This window comes from Rhodobacter sp. P2_H5 (assembly GCF_056403335.1).
In genome coordinates this window covers 368513-386308 of sequence record NZ_JBFUFS010000001.1, presented here as the reverse complement: position 1 = coordinate 386308, position 17796 = coordinate 368513, and the positions used below count along the sequence as shown (strand labels likewise).

General features: G+C 64.2%; 17 protein-coding genes and 1 pseudogene. 5 read left to right on the top strand and 13 right to left on the bottom strand.

The window, feature by feature from the left end; translation table 11 throughout:
- The 8 genes from lptC to fliK all read right to left on the bottom strand — a co-directional run bounded on the left by lptC (position 1) and on the right by fliK (position 7084).
- Complete coding sequence (gene lptC / locus AC1DVR_RS01775; protein ID WP_477998802.1) at positions 1-615, bottom strand: LPS export ABC transporter periplasmic protein LptC; 615 nt, start codon at positions 613-615, stop codon at positions 1-3.
- A complete protein-coding gene (locus tag AC1DVR_RS01770) occupies positions 615-1589 on the bottom strand; it encodes a KpsF/GutQ family sugar-phosphate isomerase (protein ID WP_477998801.1) in 975 nt (324 codons plus the stop codon). Before AC1DVR_RS01770 ends, lptC begins: the two co-directional genes overlap by 1 nt.
- Entirely contained in the window at positions 1570-2184 is a 615-nt protein-coding gene (locus tag AC1DVR_RS01765; protein WP_477998800.1) for a ribonuclease D, read from the bottom strand. The genes AC1DVR_RS01770 and AC1DVR_RS01765 overlap by 20 nt, the downstream gene beginning before the upstream one ends.
- Before the next feature lie 154 nt (positions 2185-2338).
- Complete coding sequence (locus AC1DVR_RS01760) at positions 2339-2866, bottom strand: hypothetical protein (protein WP_477998799.1); 528 nt, start codon at positions 2864-2866, stop codon at positions 2339-2341.
- Positions 2859-4763: a glycosyltransferase family 2 protein gene (locus AC1DVR_RS01755; RefSeq protein ID WP_477998798.1), complete on the bottom strand. Its 1905-nt coding sequence runs from the start codon at positions 4761-4763 to the stop codon at positions 2859-2861. The genes AC1DVR_RS01760 and AC1DVR_RS01755 overlap by 8 nt, the downstream gene beginning before the upstream one ends.
- A gap of 29 nt (positions 4764-4792) precedes the next feature.
- Positions 4793-5773, bottom strand: coding sequence for an XdhC family protein (locus tag AC1DVR_RS01750; RefSeq protein ID WP_477998797.1), 981 nt, complete (start codon positions 5771-5773; stop codon positions 4793-4795).
- A 97-nt stretch (positions 5774-5870) separates the two neighbouring features.
- Positions 5871-6536 (bottom strand): flagellar hook capping FlgD N-terminal domain-containing protein, encoded by a 666-nt coding sequence (locus tag AC1DVR_RS01745; RefSeq protein WP_477998796.1) that lies wholly within the window; start codon positions 6534-6536, stop codon positions 5871-5873.
- A gap of 11 nt (positions 6537-6547) precedes the next feature.
- Complete coding sequence (gene fliK, locus AC1DVR_RS01740) at positions 6548-7084, bottom strand: flagellar hook-length control protein FliK (protein ID WP_477998795.1); 537 nt, start codon at positions 7082-7084, stop codon at positions 6548-6550.
- Between the two features lie 1318 nt (positions 7085-8402).
- Here fliK and AC1DVR_RS01735 point away from each other — a divergent pair.
- The 4 genes from AC1DVR_RS01735 (at position 8403) to AC1DVR_RS01720 (ending at position 11070) form a co-directional block, all read left to right on the top strand.
- The gene (locus AC1DVR_RS01735) at positions 8403-8603 is read left to right on the top strand and encodes a hypothetical protein (protein ID WP_477998794.1); all 201 of its coding nucleotides are present in this window, start codon (positions 8403-8405) and stop codon (positions 8601-8603) included.
- Positions 8604-10099: 1496 nt separating this feature from the next.
- Positions 10100-10384, top strand: a complete 285-nt coding sequence (locus tag AC1DVR_RS01730) for a rod-binding protein (protein ID WP_477998793.1) — start codon at positions 10100-10102, stop codon at positions 10382-10384.
- Complete coding sequence (locus AC1DVR_RS01725) at positions 10371-10703, top strand: hypothetical protein (RefSeq protein ID WP_477998792.1); 333 nt, start codon at positions 10371-10373, stop codon at positions 10701-10703. The genes AC1DVR_RS01730 and AC1DVR_RS01725 overlap by 14 nt, the downstream gene beginning before the upstream one ends.
- A 202-nt stretch (positions 10704-10905) precedes the next feature.
- Positions 10906-11070: a flagellin N-terminal helical domain-containing protein gene (locus AC1DVR_RS01720; protein WP_477998791.1), complete on the top strand. Its 165-nt coding sequence runs from the start codon at positions 10906-10908 to the stop codon at positions 11068-11070.
- Here the strand turns inward: AC1DVR_RS01720 and AC1DVR_RS01715 are convergent.
- From AC1DVR_RS01715 to AC1DVR_RS01700, 4 genes and pseudogenes are all read right to left on the bottom strand, one after another.
- Positions 11070-12302: pseudogene (locus tag AC1DVR_RS01715) on the bottom strand (flagellar hook protein FlgE); the annotation flags it as partial. The gene AC1DVR_RS01720 and the pseudogene AC1DVR_RS01715 overlap by 1 nt on opposite strands.
- A 90-nt stretch (positions 12303-12392) precedes the next feature.
- A complete protein-coding gene (locus tag AC1DVR_RS01710) occupies positions 12393-13235 on the bottom strand; it encodes a flagellar motor protein MotB (protein WP_477998790.1) in 843 nt (280 codons plus the stop codon).
- A 72-nt stretch (positions 13236-13307) separates the two neighbouring features.
- Positions 13308-14210: a hypothetical protein gene (locus tag AC1DVR_RS01705; RefSeq protein ID WP_477998789.1), complete on the bottom strand. Its 903-nt coding sequence runs from the start codon at positions 14208-14210 to the stop codon at positions 13308-13310.
- 151 nt (positions 14211-14361) lie between these two features.
- Entirely contained in the window at positions 14362-16395 is a 2034-nt protein-coding gene (locus AC1DVR_RS01700) for an oxidoreductase (RefSeq protein WP_477998788.1), read from the bottom strand.
- A gap of 106 nt (positions 16396-16501) precedes the next feature.
- Between AC1DVR_RS01700 and AC1DVR_RS01695 the strand changes: the two genes are divergently transcribed.
- Entirely contained in the window at positions 16502-17122 is a 621-nt protein-coding gene (locus AC1DVR_RS01695; protein ID WP_477998787.1) for a TetR/AcrR family transcriptional regulator, read from the top strand.
- Positions 17123-17125: 3 nt separating this feature from the next.
- Here AC1DVR_RS01695 and AC1DVR_RS01690 read toward each other — a convergent pair whose 3' ends face one another.
- Positions 17126-17548 carry a MarR family winged helix-turn-helix transcriptional regulator gene (locus tag AC1DVR_RS01690; protein WP_477998786.1) on the bottom strand — a complete coding sequence of 141 codons (423 nt, stop codon included), beginning with the start codon at positions 17546-17548 and terminating at the stop codon, positions 17126-17128.
- Positions 17549-17796 lie beyond the last annotated feature (248 nt).

The following is a 17796-nucleotide window of genomic DNA, read 5'->3' as shown; positions in this document are numbered from 1 at the left end:
CTATCCTCCGTTAGGCTGGTATATCAGGGTCACGCCCCCGGTGAAGTCCAATAGGTAGCCGCCCGTYGGGTCGAGGCCAAGGTGCATGGCCTTGGCATCAATCCGCACCCCCGGCCCGGTGCCGGTGACCGGACCCAGGCTCGTCACCTCGGTCTGGGCGAGCCCCACGCGCATCCCGTCGGACTGCAGCCTGTAGCCGGTCGAGGAGACCAGATCGACGCCGCCGGTCAGGATCGCCTCGTGCGCGGCATCGTCCATCCGTCCCGCGCCCGCAGCCATGGTGGCCGAGGCGCCGTTGGGCATCTCGATCAGGGAAGAGATCTTGGTGGCCGACCCGGCATTGTCAGACCCCGCCACCCCCGGCCGCGCCTCGGCCGCGTTGATCGTCAGGGCGGAGCCGTCCTTGGTCATGCCGGAATAGGCCGCATCGGTCAGACGCGGCTCTTTGGCGCGGTCGGCGATATCGGTGCTGGCATAGGGGATTGCATCCTCGGGGCTGACGCCGCGCCCGAACAGGAACAGCGTCGCGAGAAGCGCAAGCGCCGCCAGAGGCAGCAGAATCTTCAGCCAGAACACCACCCGCGAATGCAGATTGTCGGCCCAGATCCCTGCCATCACACCACTCCGGCGCGCAACAGGTCGTGGATATGCAGGATGCCCAAGGGCACCGGCCCGTCCTTGACGAAAAGGCAGGTGATCTTGCGCTCATTCATCACGGCCAGCGCCGTGGCTGCCAAGGCATCGGGCGCCACGGTGCGCGGGTTGCGGGTCATCACCTCTTCGGCCTTGCGCGACAGAAGCCCGTCCATGTGGCGGCGGAGGTCGCCGTCGGTGATGATGCCCTGCAAGGCCTGATCCGGCCCGACCACGCCGACCACGCCAAAGCCATGACGCGAGATGGTCAGAAGCGCCTCGGTCATCGGATGATCTGCCGCGATCAGCGGCATGTCCGTGTGCATAAGGTCGCGCACTTTGAGCAGCTTGGCCCCCAGCTTGCCGCCCGGATGAAAGATGCGGAAATGTTCGGGCGTGAAAGAGCGATGCTCCATCAGCGCGATGGCCAGCGCATCCCCCAAAGCCAAAGTCATCGTGGTCGAGGTGGTCGGCACGATCCCCGTCTCACAGGCCTCAGGGGCGTCGGGCAGCAGGATCGCCACATCCGCCGCCCGCAAAAGGGTCGAACCGGGGCGCGAGGCGACGCCGATCAACGGAATCTCGAACCGCCGGGTGTGGGCGACGATATCGGCCAGCTCCGAGGTCTCGCCCGAGTTCGACAGGACCAGAACCACATCGCCCGACATGATCATGCCAAGGTCGCCGTGGCTTGCCTCACCCGGGTGGACGAACTGCGCCGGCGTCCCGGTCGAGGCGAAGGTGGCGGCAATCTTGCGCCCGATATGGCCGGATTTCCCCATGCCCGAGACGATGACCCGGCCCTTGACCGCCATGATCAGATCGACCGCCGCCGTGAAACTGTCGCCCAGCGCCGCGCCCAGCATGACCAGCGCCTCGGCCTCGCGCGCTATGACGCGGCGGGCGGTGGCGAGCGGAGCGGCTTTCGGCAGGGTTTCAGTGGTGGAAAATGTCATTGGGCTCCTCCCAGCCGAGAAGATCCAGTTCCCCCCGGGTCGGCAGGAAGTCAAAGCAGCGCTGCGCCAGATCCAGCCGGTCCTCGCGGATCAGAATCGCCTCCAGCGCGGCCTTCAGCTTGTGCAGGTACAAGACGTCCGAGGCGGCATAGTCCTTCTGCGCGTCGGTCAGCGTCGCCGCACCCCAGTCCGAGGTCTGCTGCGCCTTGGAGACATCGACGCCGACCAGTTCGTTCAGGAGGTACTTCAGCCCGTGCCGGTCGGTGAAGGTGCGGATCAGCTTGGCGGCGATCTTGGTGCACCAGACGGGCTCGGTCCGCACGCCGAAAGCATTCTGCAAGGCCGCCACGTCGAAGCGGCCAAAGTGGAAGAGTTTCAATACCTTGGGGTCGGTCAGCAGGCGCTCCAGATTGGGAGCGGAGGTCTGACCGCGTGCGATCTGCACCAGATGGGCATGGCCATTGCCCGAGGACAGCTGCACCACACACAAGCGGTCGCGGCGCGGGTCAAGGCCCATGGTCTCGGTGTCGATGGCAACCACGGTGCCTAGATCAAGGTCGGCGGGCAGGTCGTTCTGGTAGAGGAAATTGGCCAAGGTCGGGTTCCATCACAAATGGGGCAGACGGCTGAGGTGCAAAACCGCGCCCTGTGCGGGCACGGTTTTCCGGGTTCATCCCGCTCGGCTTAGCTGATTTCGCACAGGAAGGGAATTCACCGCCCGCGCCTCGGCAGCGGCTGGCCCAAGGCGGCTATTCGCCCGCGCCATAGGGCGTGATGGCCCAATAGATCCAGCGGTCGGCCGGGTCTTTCGGCCCTGACAGCACCGCCCGGTCGTCGCGCACCCCCAGCCAGCCACCGCCTTGCATGCAAGGCCGCAGGCGGAACCCGGTCAGGTCGCGGTACATCAGCCAGCGGGTCACGTCGAACTTGTCGAAACCGGCCCGCACCGGCGCACGGCCAAGGGTGACGATCCCCGCGGAGCCCGCCAGAAGATGCTCTTCCTGGCCCTGGTTCAGAAAGGACCAAGTCCCATCGGGGTGAAGCCGGGTCAGCCAGCGCGTCCCGGTATAGGGTTGCAGCCGCGAGGGCACCAGATTGACGGTCGCAGCATAGACATTGCCATCCAGAAAGGCATTGGGCGTGTCGGCGAGCGAGGCCATCGACACCCAGGTGCCGGTCGCCAGCGCGATCCCGTTCACCAGAAGCGGCTGGGTGATCCTTTGCAGCTCATCCTGCGCGGTGCGCCGGTAGCGGGCATCGTGCGACAGATCAATCATGGAGCACCCCGAATGCGGCCCCCTTGGCCACCTCTTGCCAGAAGGCCGGGGTCGAAGTCTCGCTCAACCGCTGCTGGTAGTGGGCGCGCAGTTCATCAAAACGCTGGGTGAAGGCGCTGAGCGCGGCATAAAGCCGGGCCGCCACCGTCGCAAGCGCGGCAAGCCGGTGCGGGTCGGCAGGGTCGTAGATGCAGCGCCGTTCGGTGTGGGGGTTCCACAGGACCACGCGATCAAGTTCGATCTCGCCCCCCACGGCCTTCATGTAAAGGAAGGGCAGCACCGTCGTCACCTTGCCCGCACGGCGCGAGGCTTCGCTCAGCGTATCGACCAGCTCGTCCGGCATGGTGGAAAAGGCGGCGTCAAAGCTCTTGAACCGCGCGATCATCGCCAGGTAGTGGTCGGCGAAATCCTGCACCATCAGCCGGTCTCCGGCGACCAGATCGCCCAGAACCTCGGCATAGACCGACAGGCCCGCCACATCCGAGACCGAAAGATGCGCCCCGGCGCGGGTGTGGAAGAAGCTGGCGAAATCGTCGGGCTTGTCCTGGCCATAGGCCATGTTGATCACCACGCCATGCGCGATCGACATGTATTCCTGCGCGTAGGAATGCGCCGGCTCGTGCCAGGCCATCATGTTGGGGTTGGAGACGGTCACCCCACCCGCCGCCGCGTGGCGCAGGTTGTATTCGATGTCATCGCCGCGCAGGAAGAACGCCGCCGGCAGACCGATCTCCTCAAGACGACCATAGGGCATCGAAAGGAAGATGAAGGTCGAATATTCGGCATGATGCAGCCGCGCCATGTCATCGAGAAAGTCGAAGGCGCGGAAGATCCGGCTGTGCCGCAACAGGCGCGGGGCGATCACACTGCGCTGGCCGCGCGGGCTTTCGGAGGTGAAACGGCCCCAGAAGCCGCCATCCTCCCACATCCGGCGCGGTTCGGACTGCATGATCACCGGCAGGGTGTGGAAGGCGTTGTCCTTGCGGAACAGCGTGGCGCCCCAGTTGCGGGTCAGCGATTCCAGCGAGACCTGAAGGTCGTCATCGGTCAGCAAGACTTCGTTGATCGTCACGCCCGCAGCCGCGACCGCCTGTTGCAGGGTCAGAAGCTCCAGGCTCATGTTGCCGCCGCCGCCCAGATTGGGGCCGGTCATCACGAAAGTATTCAACAGGTTGTGGTCGGTGAGGTCGGCATAGGTCGTCTCGTCGAGACCGGTCGAGGAATCGTAGATCAGAAAGAACAGGTTGGACAGAACGCGGGCATAATCCCCCGCCGCCGCCTGTTCCTGAAACTGGCCGATCAGGTTTTTGACATCGCGGGTCCGCCCGAAGGTGCGGATCAGCACCACCATCCGGCCTTCGGTCGCCGCGGGGGCATGAGCTTCCCAGGTCGCGTCCACAAGCTCGCAGCCGTCGTGCAGGGCGCGGGCCACCCAGAAAAGCCGCGCCCCGCGCGGCAGCGACTGGATCGCGCCCAGCGGCACATGAACGTCGGTCACTTCCTCGGACTGCACAATCCGCTCGGCCAGGGCCATCGGCGGATGACCGATGCGGCTTTGATAGACCAGCACCTGAAACCGGCCGCGAAAGCGCAGATGCAGGGAGAAGTCCATGTTCTGGCAATGGGCCGAAAGGATCTGCGGGTAGAACGAATTGCGCAGCGTGCCGGTGTTCATCATCTCCTGATTGAGGAAATGCATGCCGCCATCCGGGCGCGGGCGGAAATGATCCTGTTCTTCGACGAAGAACAGATCATCCAGCCCGGTGATCCGGTTCGACAGATCCAGCCCCTGCAGACGGACATGCTCGCCCTTGGCGATGGGCGTGGTCTTGTCCGACCAGCGGCCGAGCGCCGCCGACAGCTTTTCGACCGTCTGGGAAAATCCAAGTGTGGTCATGCCAGAGCCGCCTCCCGAAAGAACAAATCTCAGGACGCCGGAACCAAAGACCCCCGCTGCCCCAATGTGGAATTGCCTTTCGAATAATCCGCAGTCGAACGCCCTGCAATAGACAAGACATGCGCCAGCACCGAAACGGCCAGGGTGCGCGGGTCGCGACAGGAGGGAATCAGCCCGAAATCCGGGCAAAGACGCTGGATGTGCTCATCCCTTACGCCCCGCGCGACGAGATCCTCCAAAAGCCGCTGCCGCGCTTTCAGGCTGCCCTGCGCTCCGATGAAAAAAGCATCCGTTGGCAGGAACTGCGCCAGAAGCCGCGCCTCGTTCTCGTGGTCGTGGAAGAACAGGGTAATGGCGGTGCGCCGATCGGGCACAGGGCAAGTGTAGGTGCGGAAACTGGGCACCACGGAGATGTTCAGAGGCCCGATGCGCGATAGGTCCGCTTGCAGGCCCTCCTGGCCAAAAAGCGTCACATCATAGCCCGCAGCCTGCGCCATCAAAGCGAAAGAGATGGCCTCGATGCCATGCCCATAGACCCAGAACCGAAGTTCGGGTTCCAGAACCACGACGATCTCCCCCGGATCGGCCATAACACTCCCCTGCGGCAGAAGCCGCAGGGCGCCATCCTCCAGCCGGATACCCAGCGCGGCATCGCAGCGCGCATCGCCGCGCGCCAGAACCGCCCGCAACAGCGCCGGATCAGGGTTGGGGATGAGGATGATCGACAGCCCGCCACCGCAAGGCAGCTTGAGGTCGAAGAACGGCGAGCCCTGCCCATAGCGCAGCGTGCGCGATGTGCCGGTCTGCAAGGCCGTGGCCGCATGTTCGGCGATGTCATCCTCGATACATCCCGAGGAAAGCGAGCCCGTGCGTTGGCCCTGCGGGCCGAAGGCCATCATCGTGCCGAGATTGCGATAGGACGTGCCCACCACCTCGGTGATGACAGCCAGAACGCCGCCGGTTTCAGAAAGCCGCTTCAGCGGCACACGATTACTGGCATATTCGATCATCAGACACCTGCTCTACCCTCCCCAAAGTGGGCCAGAAGGCCCCGCTGCACCAGAGGTCATTCGGCCAGACGACCAAAAGGTCGCAGTCGGGGCGGCCTCAACTGTCGGCTGGCGCGCGGACCGCCGTGATGACGGACATCAAGGCCTCCACCCCGCCGGGCAGCATGGCGGAAATCCCGTTGGGGGTACTGCGGATTTCCAGGATCCGGCCATAATATTCGACATCGGTCGATTCCACCAGCTTGTCGCCCTGATAGCTTTCCAGCGACAGGGAATAGAGCCCCTTCGGCAAAGGATTGCCCGAGGCGTCCAGCCCCTGCCACTTGTAGTCCGCACTGCCCAGCGGCAATTGGGTGCGCGCCACCTCGTTGCCGCCCTGATCCTTCACCACCAGAACCGCCTTGTCGGCATCTGAACTCGGGCTGGGCGAAATCGTCACGGGCGTTGCCCCGTCAAAATAGGCCGGCGCGGCCAGACGCGCATCCTTGCCCACCCAGTTGACCATCTGGCTCATCGTGCCGATCGAGTTCTGCGAGATCATCTGCGTCAGCAGGTCATTGGTCTTGGTCTGCTGCTCGACCCCCGAGAAGGTGGCCAGCTGAACCGCCAGCTGGTCGGCGCTCATCGGGTTCAGCGGGTCCTGGTTCTTGATCTGGGTCGTCATCATCTTGAGAAAAGTCTCATAATTCTTGTCGTTGTTCTGCGCTGCCGTCGATTTGCCGTTGGCAGAACCGTTCGAGCCGGAAATGGCGGAAACACTCATGGGCTGTCCTTTCAGAGGCGAAGGTCCAGACCGGCGCCAGGCGGGCCGACCCGGAGAGCGGGTTGTGCAGGAAGATCAAGGGCAGGCTGTCTTTCGGAAAGCATTTCCGCCCCGGGCGGCATGGCGGGTGCGGCACGATCCTGTCCTTTCTGGTTCCACTGGCCGAAATTGAGCGTACCGGTGTCAAAGCCGGCGGCCTGAAACTCCTGGCGCAGCTCTTCGGAATGGCGGCGGAGCAGATCGAGCGTTTCGGGACGTTCCGCGCTCAGGTTGATCTGGACCTGGCTGCCCTGGGTCAGAATGTCAAAACGCAGCCGCCCCAGCTCCGCCGGGTCGAGGATCAGCTCAGCCCGGCTGTGGCCGCTGCCCGCCACCGCATGGGCTAGACCGCTTGAAAAGCCGGGCGGCAATGCGTGATCCCCCCTGCCGCTCGCCTTGTCCGTGCTGCTTGTGGCGAGGCCAAGGTGGCGAAGATGCGGCACGAACCCGGCAGGGACCATGTGCAGCACGGTCGGCTGGCTTGCAGCGGGCTGGGCATCGGTCGGCAAAGGGGCCGGCTGGCCCGCAGCCGGCAAGGCATCAGTACGCGGCGCCCGCTCCGGCGCGGGGGCCGCGGCGACCGGCACGGCGGGTTCGGGGGTCACGGGGCCGCCCGTGCCATGCCCTATGCGCGGCAGCGCATCGCAGGGCACGGGGACGGGTACCCTCGAGGCCCCAGCCGCCCGCTTCGCAGCGACGGGGTGCGCAGCTCCCTGCACCTCGCCCGATGGTTCCGCAGGTGAGGCTGGCTCGTGCGCCCGGCCGGTCGTCCGCGCCATGTCACGATGCGGGCCCGCGCCTTGTCCGCGCCCCGCGCCCAACGCCGCACGCTCCACCGCAGGAGCAGTGGTGGCCAGACCTGGCGGCAAGAGGGCCGCGATGCTTGTCGTCAGTGTAGCGGACGTGAGAGGCGCAGCGCGGGCCGTCGCAATAGGCTCCGGTGCAGAGGGCGGCACAGGAACCGGCGTGGTGCGGTGCGGGGGCGGTGTGGACGCCGCCCGCCGCGGTTGCTGTGCTGACGCGATCGCGCCCTGCCTCGTCGCAATCTGCGCGGGGCGGGTCAGAGGCGGGATCGGCGCGTCAAAACTCTGCGTGGGCACATCGGTGGCTTCGGGGATGGCTTCGGGATGGAAGGGCACATTGGCAGCCGAGACGACGGTCGCGGGCGCCAAGTCCGCCGCTCGCGACACTGGCGTAATTTCCCCCTCAAGCGCTTCATATGGCGCCTTGCTCGCCAAGGCCTGCGACACGGGCACAGTGGAAACAGGTTCCGCCCTCGCGGAAGGTGTCCCGGCCTGCGCTTTTGGCCGGGCGGAAATGGCCTGAGGGGGGGCCGCCACCGGCACATCCGGAATGGGCGCTTTGGGCGAGGTCAAAGGCCCGGAGCGCGGCGCGATATGTGCCATAGGAGGATAGGCCGTCGCGTTCCTCGGCATCTCCAGCGGTCTCACGGAATCGGCGGCGGCCTGACGCCCCGGCACGCTCTGCGGCATTTCAGGGTCTGCAGGGGCTGGACTTACAGGAATAGCCAAGGATCTGGCCTCAATAGGCGGCGCAAACGCCTCTACCTCTGGGCCGGAGCCGCGCACCACAGGACCGGTAGGTGCGCGACCGGTCGCAAGTACATGATCGCCCACGACTGGTCCGCTCCTTTGCGCAAAATCCGAAGGGATCAGTCGTTCGAAATCCTGGCGAACAGCAGGCGCTTGCGGCGCTGCGACGCTCCTGTCGCGAACTGGTGTCGAGCCCTCGCCGCTTTCGCTGAACAAGGTCGGACCATCCGGTACAGCCTGACGCAGCGCTGAGTGCATTGTGCCAGAGGTCAGCATGACCCTCGTCGGCAGGTCGGTCGAGACGACAGGTCGTGGAGAGGCCAAGGGCGCGGCGCGAGAGAAAACAATCCTCGCCGCGCCCGCCATTGAAACCGGCAGCTCCGCAGGCACCTTGATCCGTGGGCGAGAATCCTCAGCATTCTTCCGCAATTCCGGCGAGTTACGGTCTGGCGGCCCGGAGGGAACCGCCCTCTGAACCGACAAAGCCGGCAGCGGCAGATTGACTGGCTCCTTCGCTGCACCCTGCGGCCGCGCCAGATCGGGTGAGGCAGCGATCGGTGGCCGTTCTGCCGCGACTTGTGCGGCCTTTGTCAGAGGTGGCGCCTGCTGCGGTGCCGCCAGATGGCCGCCCGGCTTGGCCCTTTCAGCCGGATCGGCTCTTTCAACGGAATTGGTCTGCTCAACCGAGCGGGCCCTTTCCGTCGGATTGGGATTTTCGATCGGAGGCGGCGTTTCACGCGAAGGGGGGACATTCCCCGTCTGTGTGTGACGTTCCTCTACGGGAACGGATTCCGCCTGGACGGCCCGTTTTGGATTGGCCGGTTCGGGCAGCGGAGTGGCCTTGGTCGCCACCATCCGGGCCGGCGGATCGCCTGCACCATCCGCAACGGCCGGAGGTTCCGGATCCGCCGTTTCCGACCCAGACGCTGGCGCCGGTCCCGTTGCGGCGGACGGCGCCCTGGCGGGAACGACGGGATTTGGCACGTCGGGTAGACTGATGGAGCGGCTTTCAGCAGCTGCGTCTGGAGCAGCCGTGTCGCCGATTATGGATTCCGGAGGCGCGCCGCTCGTCGGCGCATGCCTTTCTGCCGATTCGAACTTGAGAGGGGGTCCACTTCGGCCCGGGACGACAGCGGATGAACTTTCAGGGAATTTGTCCGCGCGCGCGCTCTCCTCAGGTTCGGCTTCGGCAAGACGTGGCCGAATCGTAGGCGGAGTCACCGAAACTGGCAGCGGAAGCGGAATGGCCGGAAGAGAGACCTCGACCACCGAATCGGGGGGTGCGGTCCGTGGCGTTGTGGATGGGGCAGCGGCCCTGGGCGAAAGCGGCATTGCGGCTTCGGCTGTCGCTTCGGAAGGACGCGCCGTATCGAAAACTTCCAATGAGAATCTCACCTCAAAGTCGCTCTTGAGGACAGATAGGTGCCGATGGCGGGCCATCGTCGAACGTCCGTCATGTGGCGCATCCGCCTTGGCATGATCAACCGATGCGGCCTTCAACGCTTCCGCCCTCGGTTGGTCTGCCACTGGCTGAGGAGGCGATATCTCCGGCGCCAATATTGCCGGTCCCAATGTGCCCAATGCCAATATCTCGGACCCTAACATTTCCAGATCCGTCACCCCCGGCAAAACCACCTCCGCATCTCGGTCCGGCTCAGGAGAAGGCTCAGCACCCGCCTCAACCGCGGCCTGCATCCCGCGGAGACGGTTCGGCGCCGGCCCGCCCCAAGCCACTGCGACAGGTTCGTCGCCCTGTGCCATAACCTCCGCAAAAGCTGCGGAAAGGTCGGCCGGGTCCTGCGCTTTGAGATTGCGCGCCGTGGCGACATGGTGGCTCGGCAAGATTTGCGGTGCGGCGTTCATTTCATTCCGACTTCTGTCGATGCCCGGGCATATTTCGACGGCAACAGTTACCAGCTGTTTACCGCTTGGGGCGATAGTTCGAAAAATACGCTGCAATTGGAGAATCCGATGCAAGGTCTGCCCCCGATTGATCCCGCCAGCACATTGAGCCCGGCGCGCGCCACCCTGCTCATGAAAAAAGCGAAGGAGCTGGAGACCAATTTCCTGTCGGAAATGCTGTCCTACACCGGGCTTGATTCGCAAAAAGGTGAATTTGGTGGAGGCATCGGCGAGGATCAGTTCAGCTCCTTTCTGCGCGAGGCCCAGGCCAAGGCCATGGTCGACCACGGCGGAATCGGCCTGTCCCAGAACATCTTCAACGCTTTGGTGAGGCGCGACCATGACAACACATGAACCGCGCGCCGCGATGCTGCTGGATGAGGTGCACGCGGCCCTGATGCGCAAGGATTACAGTGTCTTGGCCGATCTCGGCGCGGCTCTGGGCCGCGAACTCGACCAGCCGGGCGAAAAGCTGGATGCGGCCGCTCTGGCGATCATCAAGCGCAAGGCGGATCGCAACGCCGCCACCTTGCTTGCCATTCAGCGTGGCATTCGCGCCGCCCTGCGCCGGATCGCCGAGATCAAGTCGGTCTCTAACGGCATGTCGACCTACGACCGGTCGGGTCGCAAATACGAGGACCAGCAAGGGCGCGGGCTGGCTGCACGATATTAGAGATTAGATCAAATCCTGCGAATACAAGCTGTTGCGATTAGCAATCTCTTAGATGTTCCGCCGTTTTATAGGTCTTGCATCCCAGGTGGGGTGGCGCGTTCCGGGCCCTCCGGTCGCATTGGAAAGAAAGCCCAACTGCCATCATTGGTGATGGTGCAACAAGCCGTGCGCAAAGCGCCGGCTGACCGCAAAGGAAACGGAAATGTCGTCGATTCTGACCAACAACAGTGCGATGGTCGCGCTTCAGACCATGAAGTCGATCAGCATGAACCTCGCCAAGACCACCGCCGATATCTCTACGGGCAAAAGGGTCGCCACGGCCAAGGACAACGCGACCGTCTGGATCACCTTCACATTCGAAGAATAGGCCCGCTGCGTGGTGATCAGATTGGTCAGCTCGGAGGTGACATCGGTGGTCGATTGTTCTTGCGAATAGCCGACCAGCTTGCCGGTCGGGCCATCGCCGGAATCCCAGAGATAGAAGGGCCCGGAATCGGCCGAAACCTGGTAGGTCTGGTCGGAATGCGAGGCCAGGCCGTTCGGGTTGGGCACATCGACCACCGGGATCTGGTAGATCACCTTCGAGAATCCCTGGTCGTAATTCGCGTGCAGGTAGCCGTTGTCGTCAATCTCGACCCCGACCAGACGCGCGACGGGCGTGCCGTTGGTCGCCTTGCCGATCGGCGCGAAGCTTTCAGAGAGCTGGGTCATCCCGCCGGTCACACCGATGGCGCCGATATCCATGGCCACGCTGCCGCCGCCTACCGACAGGGGAATCACCCCCGTGGAGGGATCATAGTCGCTGCCGCTGACCGTGGTGACCGAGGCCAGGGTGCCGCCGGCCGACTGGCTGCTGTCGAAGGTCACCGTATACTCGCCGATGATCGCGTCATCCGAGGCCGAATCGGCGATGGTCATGTTCCAGGTGTTGGAGGCCCCGGTCGCCGGGACCGAGGGCGTGAAGACATAGTGCAGCGTTTCCTGCGTGCCGAGGTTGCCAGTATATTGCACCGACATCTCGTAACTGAGGCCGTTCGCCCCGGCCTGGGTCGCCGTGGCAGGCAGGTTCGCCCCCAGGGTCATCTTCGTGGTCGGGTTCGACACATATTGATTGGTGTCCAGCTTGACCGGAATCATCGCTTTCATGGTGTCGCGCGGGTAGTTGGCCAAGGTGCCATCCGGATTGGCGGGCCACCCCATCAGAACCTGGCCGGTCGAATTGCGCAGCACACCGTTGGCGTCGGCCTTGAAAGAACCGGTGGTCGCCAGCGAGATCGGAAGAGCCGTTGTGCCACTGTTGACCGCGTCAATCGTGGTGACGGCCATGAAGCCGCGCCCGTCAATCGCAAGGTCGGTGGAATTGGACGTGCCGATCAGTGGCCCGTGTTCGTCGATCACCCGATAGCTGGTCGATCTGACGCCGCCCGCCGAATAGGCGGTGCTGAGGTCGCCATGCACGACCACCGAGTAGAAATCGGACTGTGCCCTTTTGTACCCATAGGTGGAGGAGTTTGCGATATTGTCCGAAATGGTTGCCAGACGGTTGGCATTCGCATTCAACCCTGCCACCCCCGCATTCAGCGAAGAGGAAATCGTCATCGATAGCGCCTTTCTGCAGCTCGACCTTATGAGGACAAGCTGACCGCTCCGACTTAAGATTCGGCTAACAGATAAAATCCAAATCGTCTCTCAACGATTCTTGCGCAGGAGGATCACCTCGACCCGGTTGTTGCGCAGCGCCGAAGGGTCCGCCGTCGCCGGCTTGCGGTCCGCATGGCCCGTCACGCGCGCGATCCTCTCATCGGCCATGCCTGCATTTTCAAGCAGTTGCCGGACAACCTGCGCCCGCGAGGCCGACAGGTCCCAGACCGGATTGCGCGCCAGCATGACTGGATAGGAACGCACATAGCCATCGACCGAGATCTGGTTTTTCGTCTGCACCAGAACTTCCGACAAAAGCGAGGCAATTGCGCGCAAAGTATCGGTCGGGCCCGCGGTGTCCTGGTCAAACAGCGGGGTGCCCTCCAGATCGAAAATCTCGATCACAAGCCCCTCATCGGTGACCTTCGTCACGACATGGCTGAGCAAGCTCTGCATGGTCTGGCTCTCACCGCCCTTGCCCTCCAGCAGGCTTTGCAGGCGTTTCAGCTGATCGGCCTGAGCCGCGCTGTCCTGGCCCGCGGCATCGCCGCCGACCCCGCCTGACTTTTCAGCCTCGCCCGGCGAGGCCGCCGACTGCCCGGTGCCGTTGCGCGCCGAGGTCTGGTCGGTAAAGATCGAGTCGCCGCCAAAGGCGCCATCCCCGCCGCCTGAAATGCGGTTGATCGGGATCGTTGGATTGAAATAGTCCGCGATACCCTTGCGCTGTTTTTCCGTCGTTGCACCCAGAAGCCACATCAGCATGAAGAAGGCCATCATGGCCGTCACAAAGTCGGCATAGGCAACCTTCCACGCCCCACCGTGGTGACCGCCGCCGCCGACAACCTTCTTACGCTTGATGATGACTGGCGCGGCATTGGTTTGCCCGGCCATCCATTCACCCCACTTAACACCCAAGGTCGACCTTAGATCAGCAGGGTGAATCCGGGCTTAAGCGACTGCATTTTAGAGGTATTCCTGCAGGCCCATCAGATCGGCGCGCGCCGGCAGGCCGATCGTGGCATAGTCCATGAGGAACTGCCGGGCCGCAGCGCGCGACAAACCACCCTCGACCCGCCAGCCCTTCCCGGACTCGATCGCATCGCGCGCGTCGGCCCAATTGGCGCCGCGCGTGGTGAGGAAATCGCGCAGCTCATTCTGCGTCAGGCGGCCATAGCCGGTGAGGTACAGCTGATAGCGCTGGAAAGCCTGGTTCACCCCGACCAGATTCAGATGCGCAAAATGCGTCATGACATGGTTCAGCGTGCGCCTATCCAGCCCCGTGGCGAGCGCCTTGGACGGCCCCCGGATCACACAGCCGAGCAAGGCGAGGTGTTGGCAAAGCGCATTCAAGCCCGGCCCCATCCGCCCGCCCGCGGCAAAAAGGTCGTAGCGCGCGCCGATTTGCGCCGCCAGCGTCACCTGAGCGCCCGGAATGGCCCGCAAGCCGGCTGCCACCTCTTCGGCCAGGGGGCGCGGCAGGCTTTCGATCACCCAGCCCGAGGGCCCGTGACACTCCGACTCCCGCAGGGCGCGCGTCAGGCCCAGCCGCTCCAACACTGCGGCGGCGCGCGTCAAGGGACCCGAGAGGCGCAGGGACAGATCGCAAAGCTCCGGCTCGCCCACCGCATGTACGGGGCGCAGCGCCATCTGAACGCCCAAAGCCGCCAGCACGGGCAAGGCGGCCCGAACCGAAGCCGCGCGGCTGCGCGCGACTTCCAGGCCGCCGCCACCGCTCAGCAACCTCTCGGCCGCTGCTTTCGTCACACCAAGGTGCTGCGCGAGTGTTCCGGCCGCAAGGCTGGCGGATTCGCACGGCGCGAAAAATGCAACCTGAACGGTATCTTCGGCAAGCTGGGGCGCTGTCATCCGATCCTCCCATTTATGCCGCAGACCTTGCGATCCCAGCCGTCACCATTGCGTGACATCCGCGTTAACGAAGCGTCAAAACGTTAACGCGGACAGGGGGAATTTCAGAAATTTTTGCGCAAAAGGGCAAAATGCCGAAGATTTGCCCTTCTCAGATCACCGAAACCAGCCGCAAGGCATCGTAAATCGCGGCGTGGATGTTGCGCGCCTCCACCGCATCGCCGATGCGGAACAGCTGGAATCCTTCCGGCCCGCCCGCCATGGTCTGGGGTTTGCGATCGATGAAAGCCTCGTAATCCACCGCACCCAGATTCACGGAAGCGGGCTTGAGCGCGAAGTAAAGGTCATCCAGCGGCAGCGTGCCGTGGTTGACCACGACCTGGTCAAAGTTGCGGGTGATGCCCAGCTTGGCATAGTCGCTGTCGATGGTGGCCTTGATCAGGTTGCCGTCTTTTGCGACCGAGGACAGACGGTAAGTCACGGTAAAGGTGACATCCTTGTCCTGAATGGCGCGCATGTAGGGGACGAGGTTCATCGCCATCACATCGGGCACGAAGGTGCGGTCGGGGGTCATGACCTCGACCTTGGCGCCGGATTCGGCCAGAAGCTGCGCCGCCTGAAGCGCGGTATGGTCGCCCGCATCGTCATAAAGCAGCACGTTCTGCCCCGGCTTCACATCGCCCGAGAGTATATCCCAGGCCGACACCGTCAGTTCGTTGCCCGCGGCGAGGATGTCCTTCTGCGGCATGCCGCCGGTGGCGATGATCACGACATCGGGGTTCAAGGCGCGGACATCCTCGGCCTCGGCCCAGGTGTTGAAGCGGAACTCGACACCCAAGGCCGCGCATTGCGCCATGCGCCAGTCGATGATGCCGATCATCTCGGCCCGGCGCTTGGTCTGGGCCAGAAGCCGGACCTGGCCGCCGGCCTGATTGGCGGCCTCAAAAACGGTGACGCTATGGCCACGTTCGGCTGCGACGCGCGCGGCCTCCAGCCCGCCAGCGCCGGCACCGACGACCACGACCTTGCGCGGCTGCGCGACGCGTTCGATCGTGTGGGGCATGGTCTCTTCACGCCCGGTGGCGGGGTTGTGGATGCAAAGCGCCATGCCGCCCTGATAGATCCGATCCAGGCAATAGGTCGCCCCGACGCAGGGACGAATGTCATCCTCGCGGCCCTCGACGATCTTCTGCACGATATGGGGATCGGCCATATGGGCGCGGGTCATACCGACCATATCCAACTGCCCGGTAGCAATCGCATGGCGCGCGGTGGCCACGTCGGGGATGCGGGCGGCGTGGAAGGTGGGCATGCCGACCTCGGCCTTCATGCGGCCTGCGAAATCCAGATGCGGCGCGGATTTCATGCCGTGGATCGGGATCACATCCGTCATCGCCGCGTCGGTATGGATGCGCCCTTTGATAATGTTGAGGAAATCGACCAGCCCGCTGTCGCGGAACATCTTGCCGATCGCGACACCGTCATCGGCGCTGATGCCGCCGGTCTCGGCCTCGTCGGCCGTATAACGCATGCCGAGCAGGAATTTCTCGCCCACCCTTTTGCGCACGGCGGCCAGGACCTCCATCGCGAAGCGCGCCCGGTTTTCCAGGCTGCCGCCATAGGGCGCGGGCATCGCATTGGTCAGGGGCGACATGAACTGGTCAAGCAGGTGGCCGTAGCATTCGAACTCCACCCCATCCAGACCGGCCTCTTTCATCCGTTCGGCGGCATCGGCGAAGTCCGTGATCACACGGGCAATGTCCCAATCTTCCATCACTTTGGGGAAGGCGCGATGGCTCGGCTCGCGCGAGGGGCCGGCGGCCAGAACCGGCAGCCAGTCGCCCTTGTCCCAGCGGGTGCGGCGGCCCAGGTGGGTCAGCTGGATCATCACCGCCGCACCTGCCTCGTGGCAGTCATCGGCGAGACGCTTCATCCACGGCACGACCTCGTCCTTGTAGGCCAGCACATTGTTGAAAACCGGAGGGGAATCCTTCGACACCGCCGCCGAACCTGCAGTCATCACCATGGCGACGCCGGCCTTGGCACGCTCCAGATGATAAAGCCGGTAGCGATCCTTCGGCATGCCGTCTTCGGGATAGGCCGGTTCGTGACTGGTCGTCATGATCCGGTTGCGCAGGGTCAGGTGTTTCAGCTTGTAGGGTTGCAGCAGGGGATCGTTCGACATGGCGGCCTCCGGAGGGTTTGCGGCAAGATTGCCAAAATCGACATATGTGTCAAGTTTTCTCTGACGGGTGGTTGTCATGGAAACCCGCCCCGCCTAATCTGCCGCGATGGAACAGGTGCAAAACGAACGGGGATGGCGCGGATCGGCCGAGGTCTGGCTGGACGCGGCCTATGAGGTGCTGGTCGAAGCCGGGGTGGAGGCGGTGAAGGTCATGCCGCTTGCCGCGCGGCTTGGCCTGTCGCGCACCTCGTTCTACTGGCATTTTCCCGACCGCGAGGCGCTGCTGGCGGGCCTGATCGCCCGGTGGCAGGGCACCAACACCGCCCAACTCATCGCGCGGACCGAAGCGCCCGCCGCCACGATCACCGCCGCGATGCTGAATGTCTGCGATCTCTGGATCACGCCCGCATTGTTCGACAGCCGGCTGGAGTTTGCGATCCGCACTTGGGCGCTGACCGATCCCGCCTTGACCCGGACCCTGGCCGAAGCGGACGAGACGCGGATGCAGGCCCTGACCCGCCTGTTCCTGCGCTACGGGTTTGCCGAGGCCGAAGCGCGGATCCGGGCGCAAACCGTCTATCTCACGCAGATTGGCTATATCGCCATGCGTACCGTCGAAACCCTGGACCTGCGGCTCGCGCGGATTCCCGATTACGTTCTGGTCTTTGCCGGCCAGACCCCGACCGAGGCCGAGTTGCAGGAATTCCGCGCCCGCCACACGCCTTGAGCCTCAGGTCAGGCGGCGCAACAGATCCGACAGCACCATCTGCTCTGCGGTCGACAGGGGCGCCAGCGTCTCGGCCGACACATCCAGCGCCGACTGGACCCGGCGGCGGTAAAGCTCTGCTCCGGCCGGGGTCAGGCTGACGGTCAGGCGGCGCCGGTCGTCCGGGTCGGCTGCGGTTTCGACCAGACCGTCGCGGGTCAGCCGATCCACCACCCCCTTGATCGTCGCCGCGTCCATCGAGGTCGCCCGACCCAGAACATTCTGACTTTGCGCGCCAAGCTCCGCCAGCTTGGCCAGGGCCGCAAATTGCGTCGTGGTCAGTTCGGGGATGGCGGCACTGAAAATCGACAGGTGCCGCTGGGTCACACGCCGCAACAGGAAGCCGATCTGATCGTCAAGCACGTAGGGAGGGAGGGGGGTTTCCATGGTGTCAGGGTAGCCAAGCCTCGGCTCTGGCGCAAGAAAGTTGATGTGCAGGGCCCGAAAACACCGCCCCAATTCCCCTTGCGCTTCCCTTATGGGCGCGCTTTCGTGCAGATCCATCTGATTGGACGGAGGGCCGGATCCTGAACCAAATCGCGCGCCTGCATCTTGGCCAAAACTTCGAGGACGGGCATCCGGCCCGTACTCCCCGGGGCTGCGGCAGACAAGTCGTCCTGTTCATCGCCTCGCCG

Bases quoted from the DNA above. Each gene is read 5' to 3' on its own strand.
- AC1DVR_RS01730 (WP_477998793.1), top strand. From the start codon at position 10,100: ATGCAAGGTCTGCCCCCGATTGATCCCGCCAGCACATTGAGCCCGGCG.
- AC1DVR_RS01770 (WP_477998801.1), bottom strand. From the start codon at position 1,589: ATGACATTTTCCACCACTGAAACCCTGCCGAAAGCCGCTCCGCTCGCC.
- AC1DVR_RS01760 (WP_477998799.1), bottom strand. From the start codon at position 2,866: ATGATTGATCTGTCGCACGATGCCCGCTACCGGCGCACCGCGCAGGAT.
- AC1DVR_RS01705 (WP_477998789.1), bottom strand. From the start codon at position 14,210: ATGACAGCGCCCCAGCTTGCCGAAGATACCGTTCAGGTTGCATTTTTC.
- AC1DVR_RS01745 (WP_477998796.1), bottom strand. From the start codon at position 6,536: ATGAGTGTTTCCGCCATTTCCGGCTCGAACGGTTCTGCCAACGGCAAA.
- AC1DVR_RS01725 (WP_477998792.1), top strand. From the start codon at position 10,371: ATGACAACACATGAACCGCGCGCCGCGATGCTGCTGGATGAGGTGCAC.
- AC1DVR_RS01700 (WP_477998788.1), bottom strand. From the start codon at position 16,395: ATGTCGAACGATCCCCTGCTGCAACCCTACAAGCTGAAACACCTGACC.
- AC1DVR_RS01695 (WP_477998787.1), top strand. From the start codon at position 16,502: ATGGAACAGGTGCAAAACGAACGGGGATGGCGCGGATCGGCCGAGGTC.
- AC1DVR_RS01720 (WP_477998791.1), top strand. From the start codon at position 10,906: ATGTCGTCGATTCTGACCAACAACAGTGCGATGGTCGCGCTTCAGACC.
- AC1DVR_RS01735 (WP_477998794.1), top strand. From the start codon at position 8,403: ATGACCCTCGTCGGCAGGTCGGTCGAGACGACAGGTCGTGGAGAGGCC.
- AC1DVR_RS01755 (WP_477998798.1), bottom strand. From the start codon at position 4,763: ATGACCACACTTGGATTTTCCCAGACGGTCGAAAAGCTGTCGGCGGCG.
- AC1DVR_RS01690 (WP_477998786.1), bottom strand. From the start codon at position 17,548: ATGGAAACCCCCCTCCCTCCCTACGTGCTTGACGATCAGATCGGCTTC.
- AC1DVR_RS01750 (WP_477998797.1), bottom strand. From the start codon at position 5,773: ATGATCGAATATGCCAGTAATCGTGTGCCGCTGAAGCGGCTTTCTGAA.
- AC1DVR_RS01710 (WP_477998790.1), bottom strand. From the start codon at position 13,235: ATGGCCGGGCAAACCAATGCCGCGCCAGTCATCATCAAGCGTAAGAAG.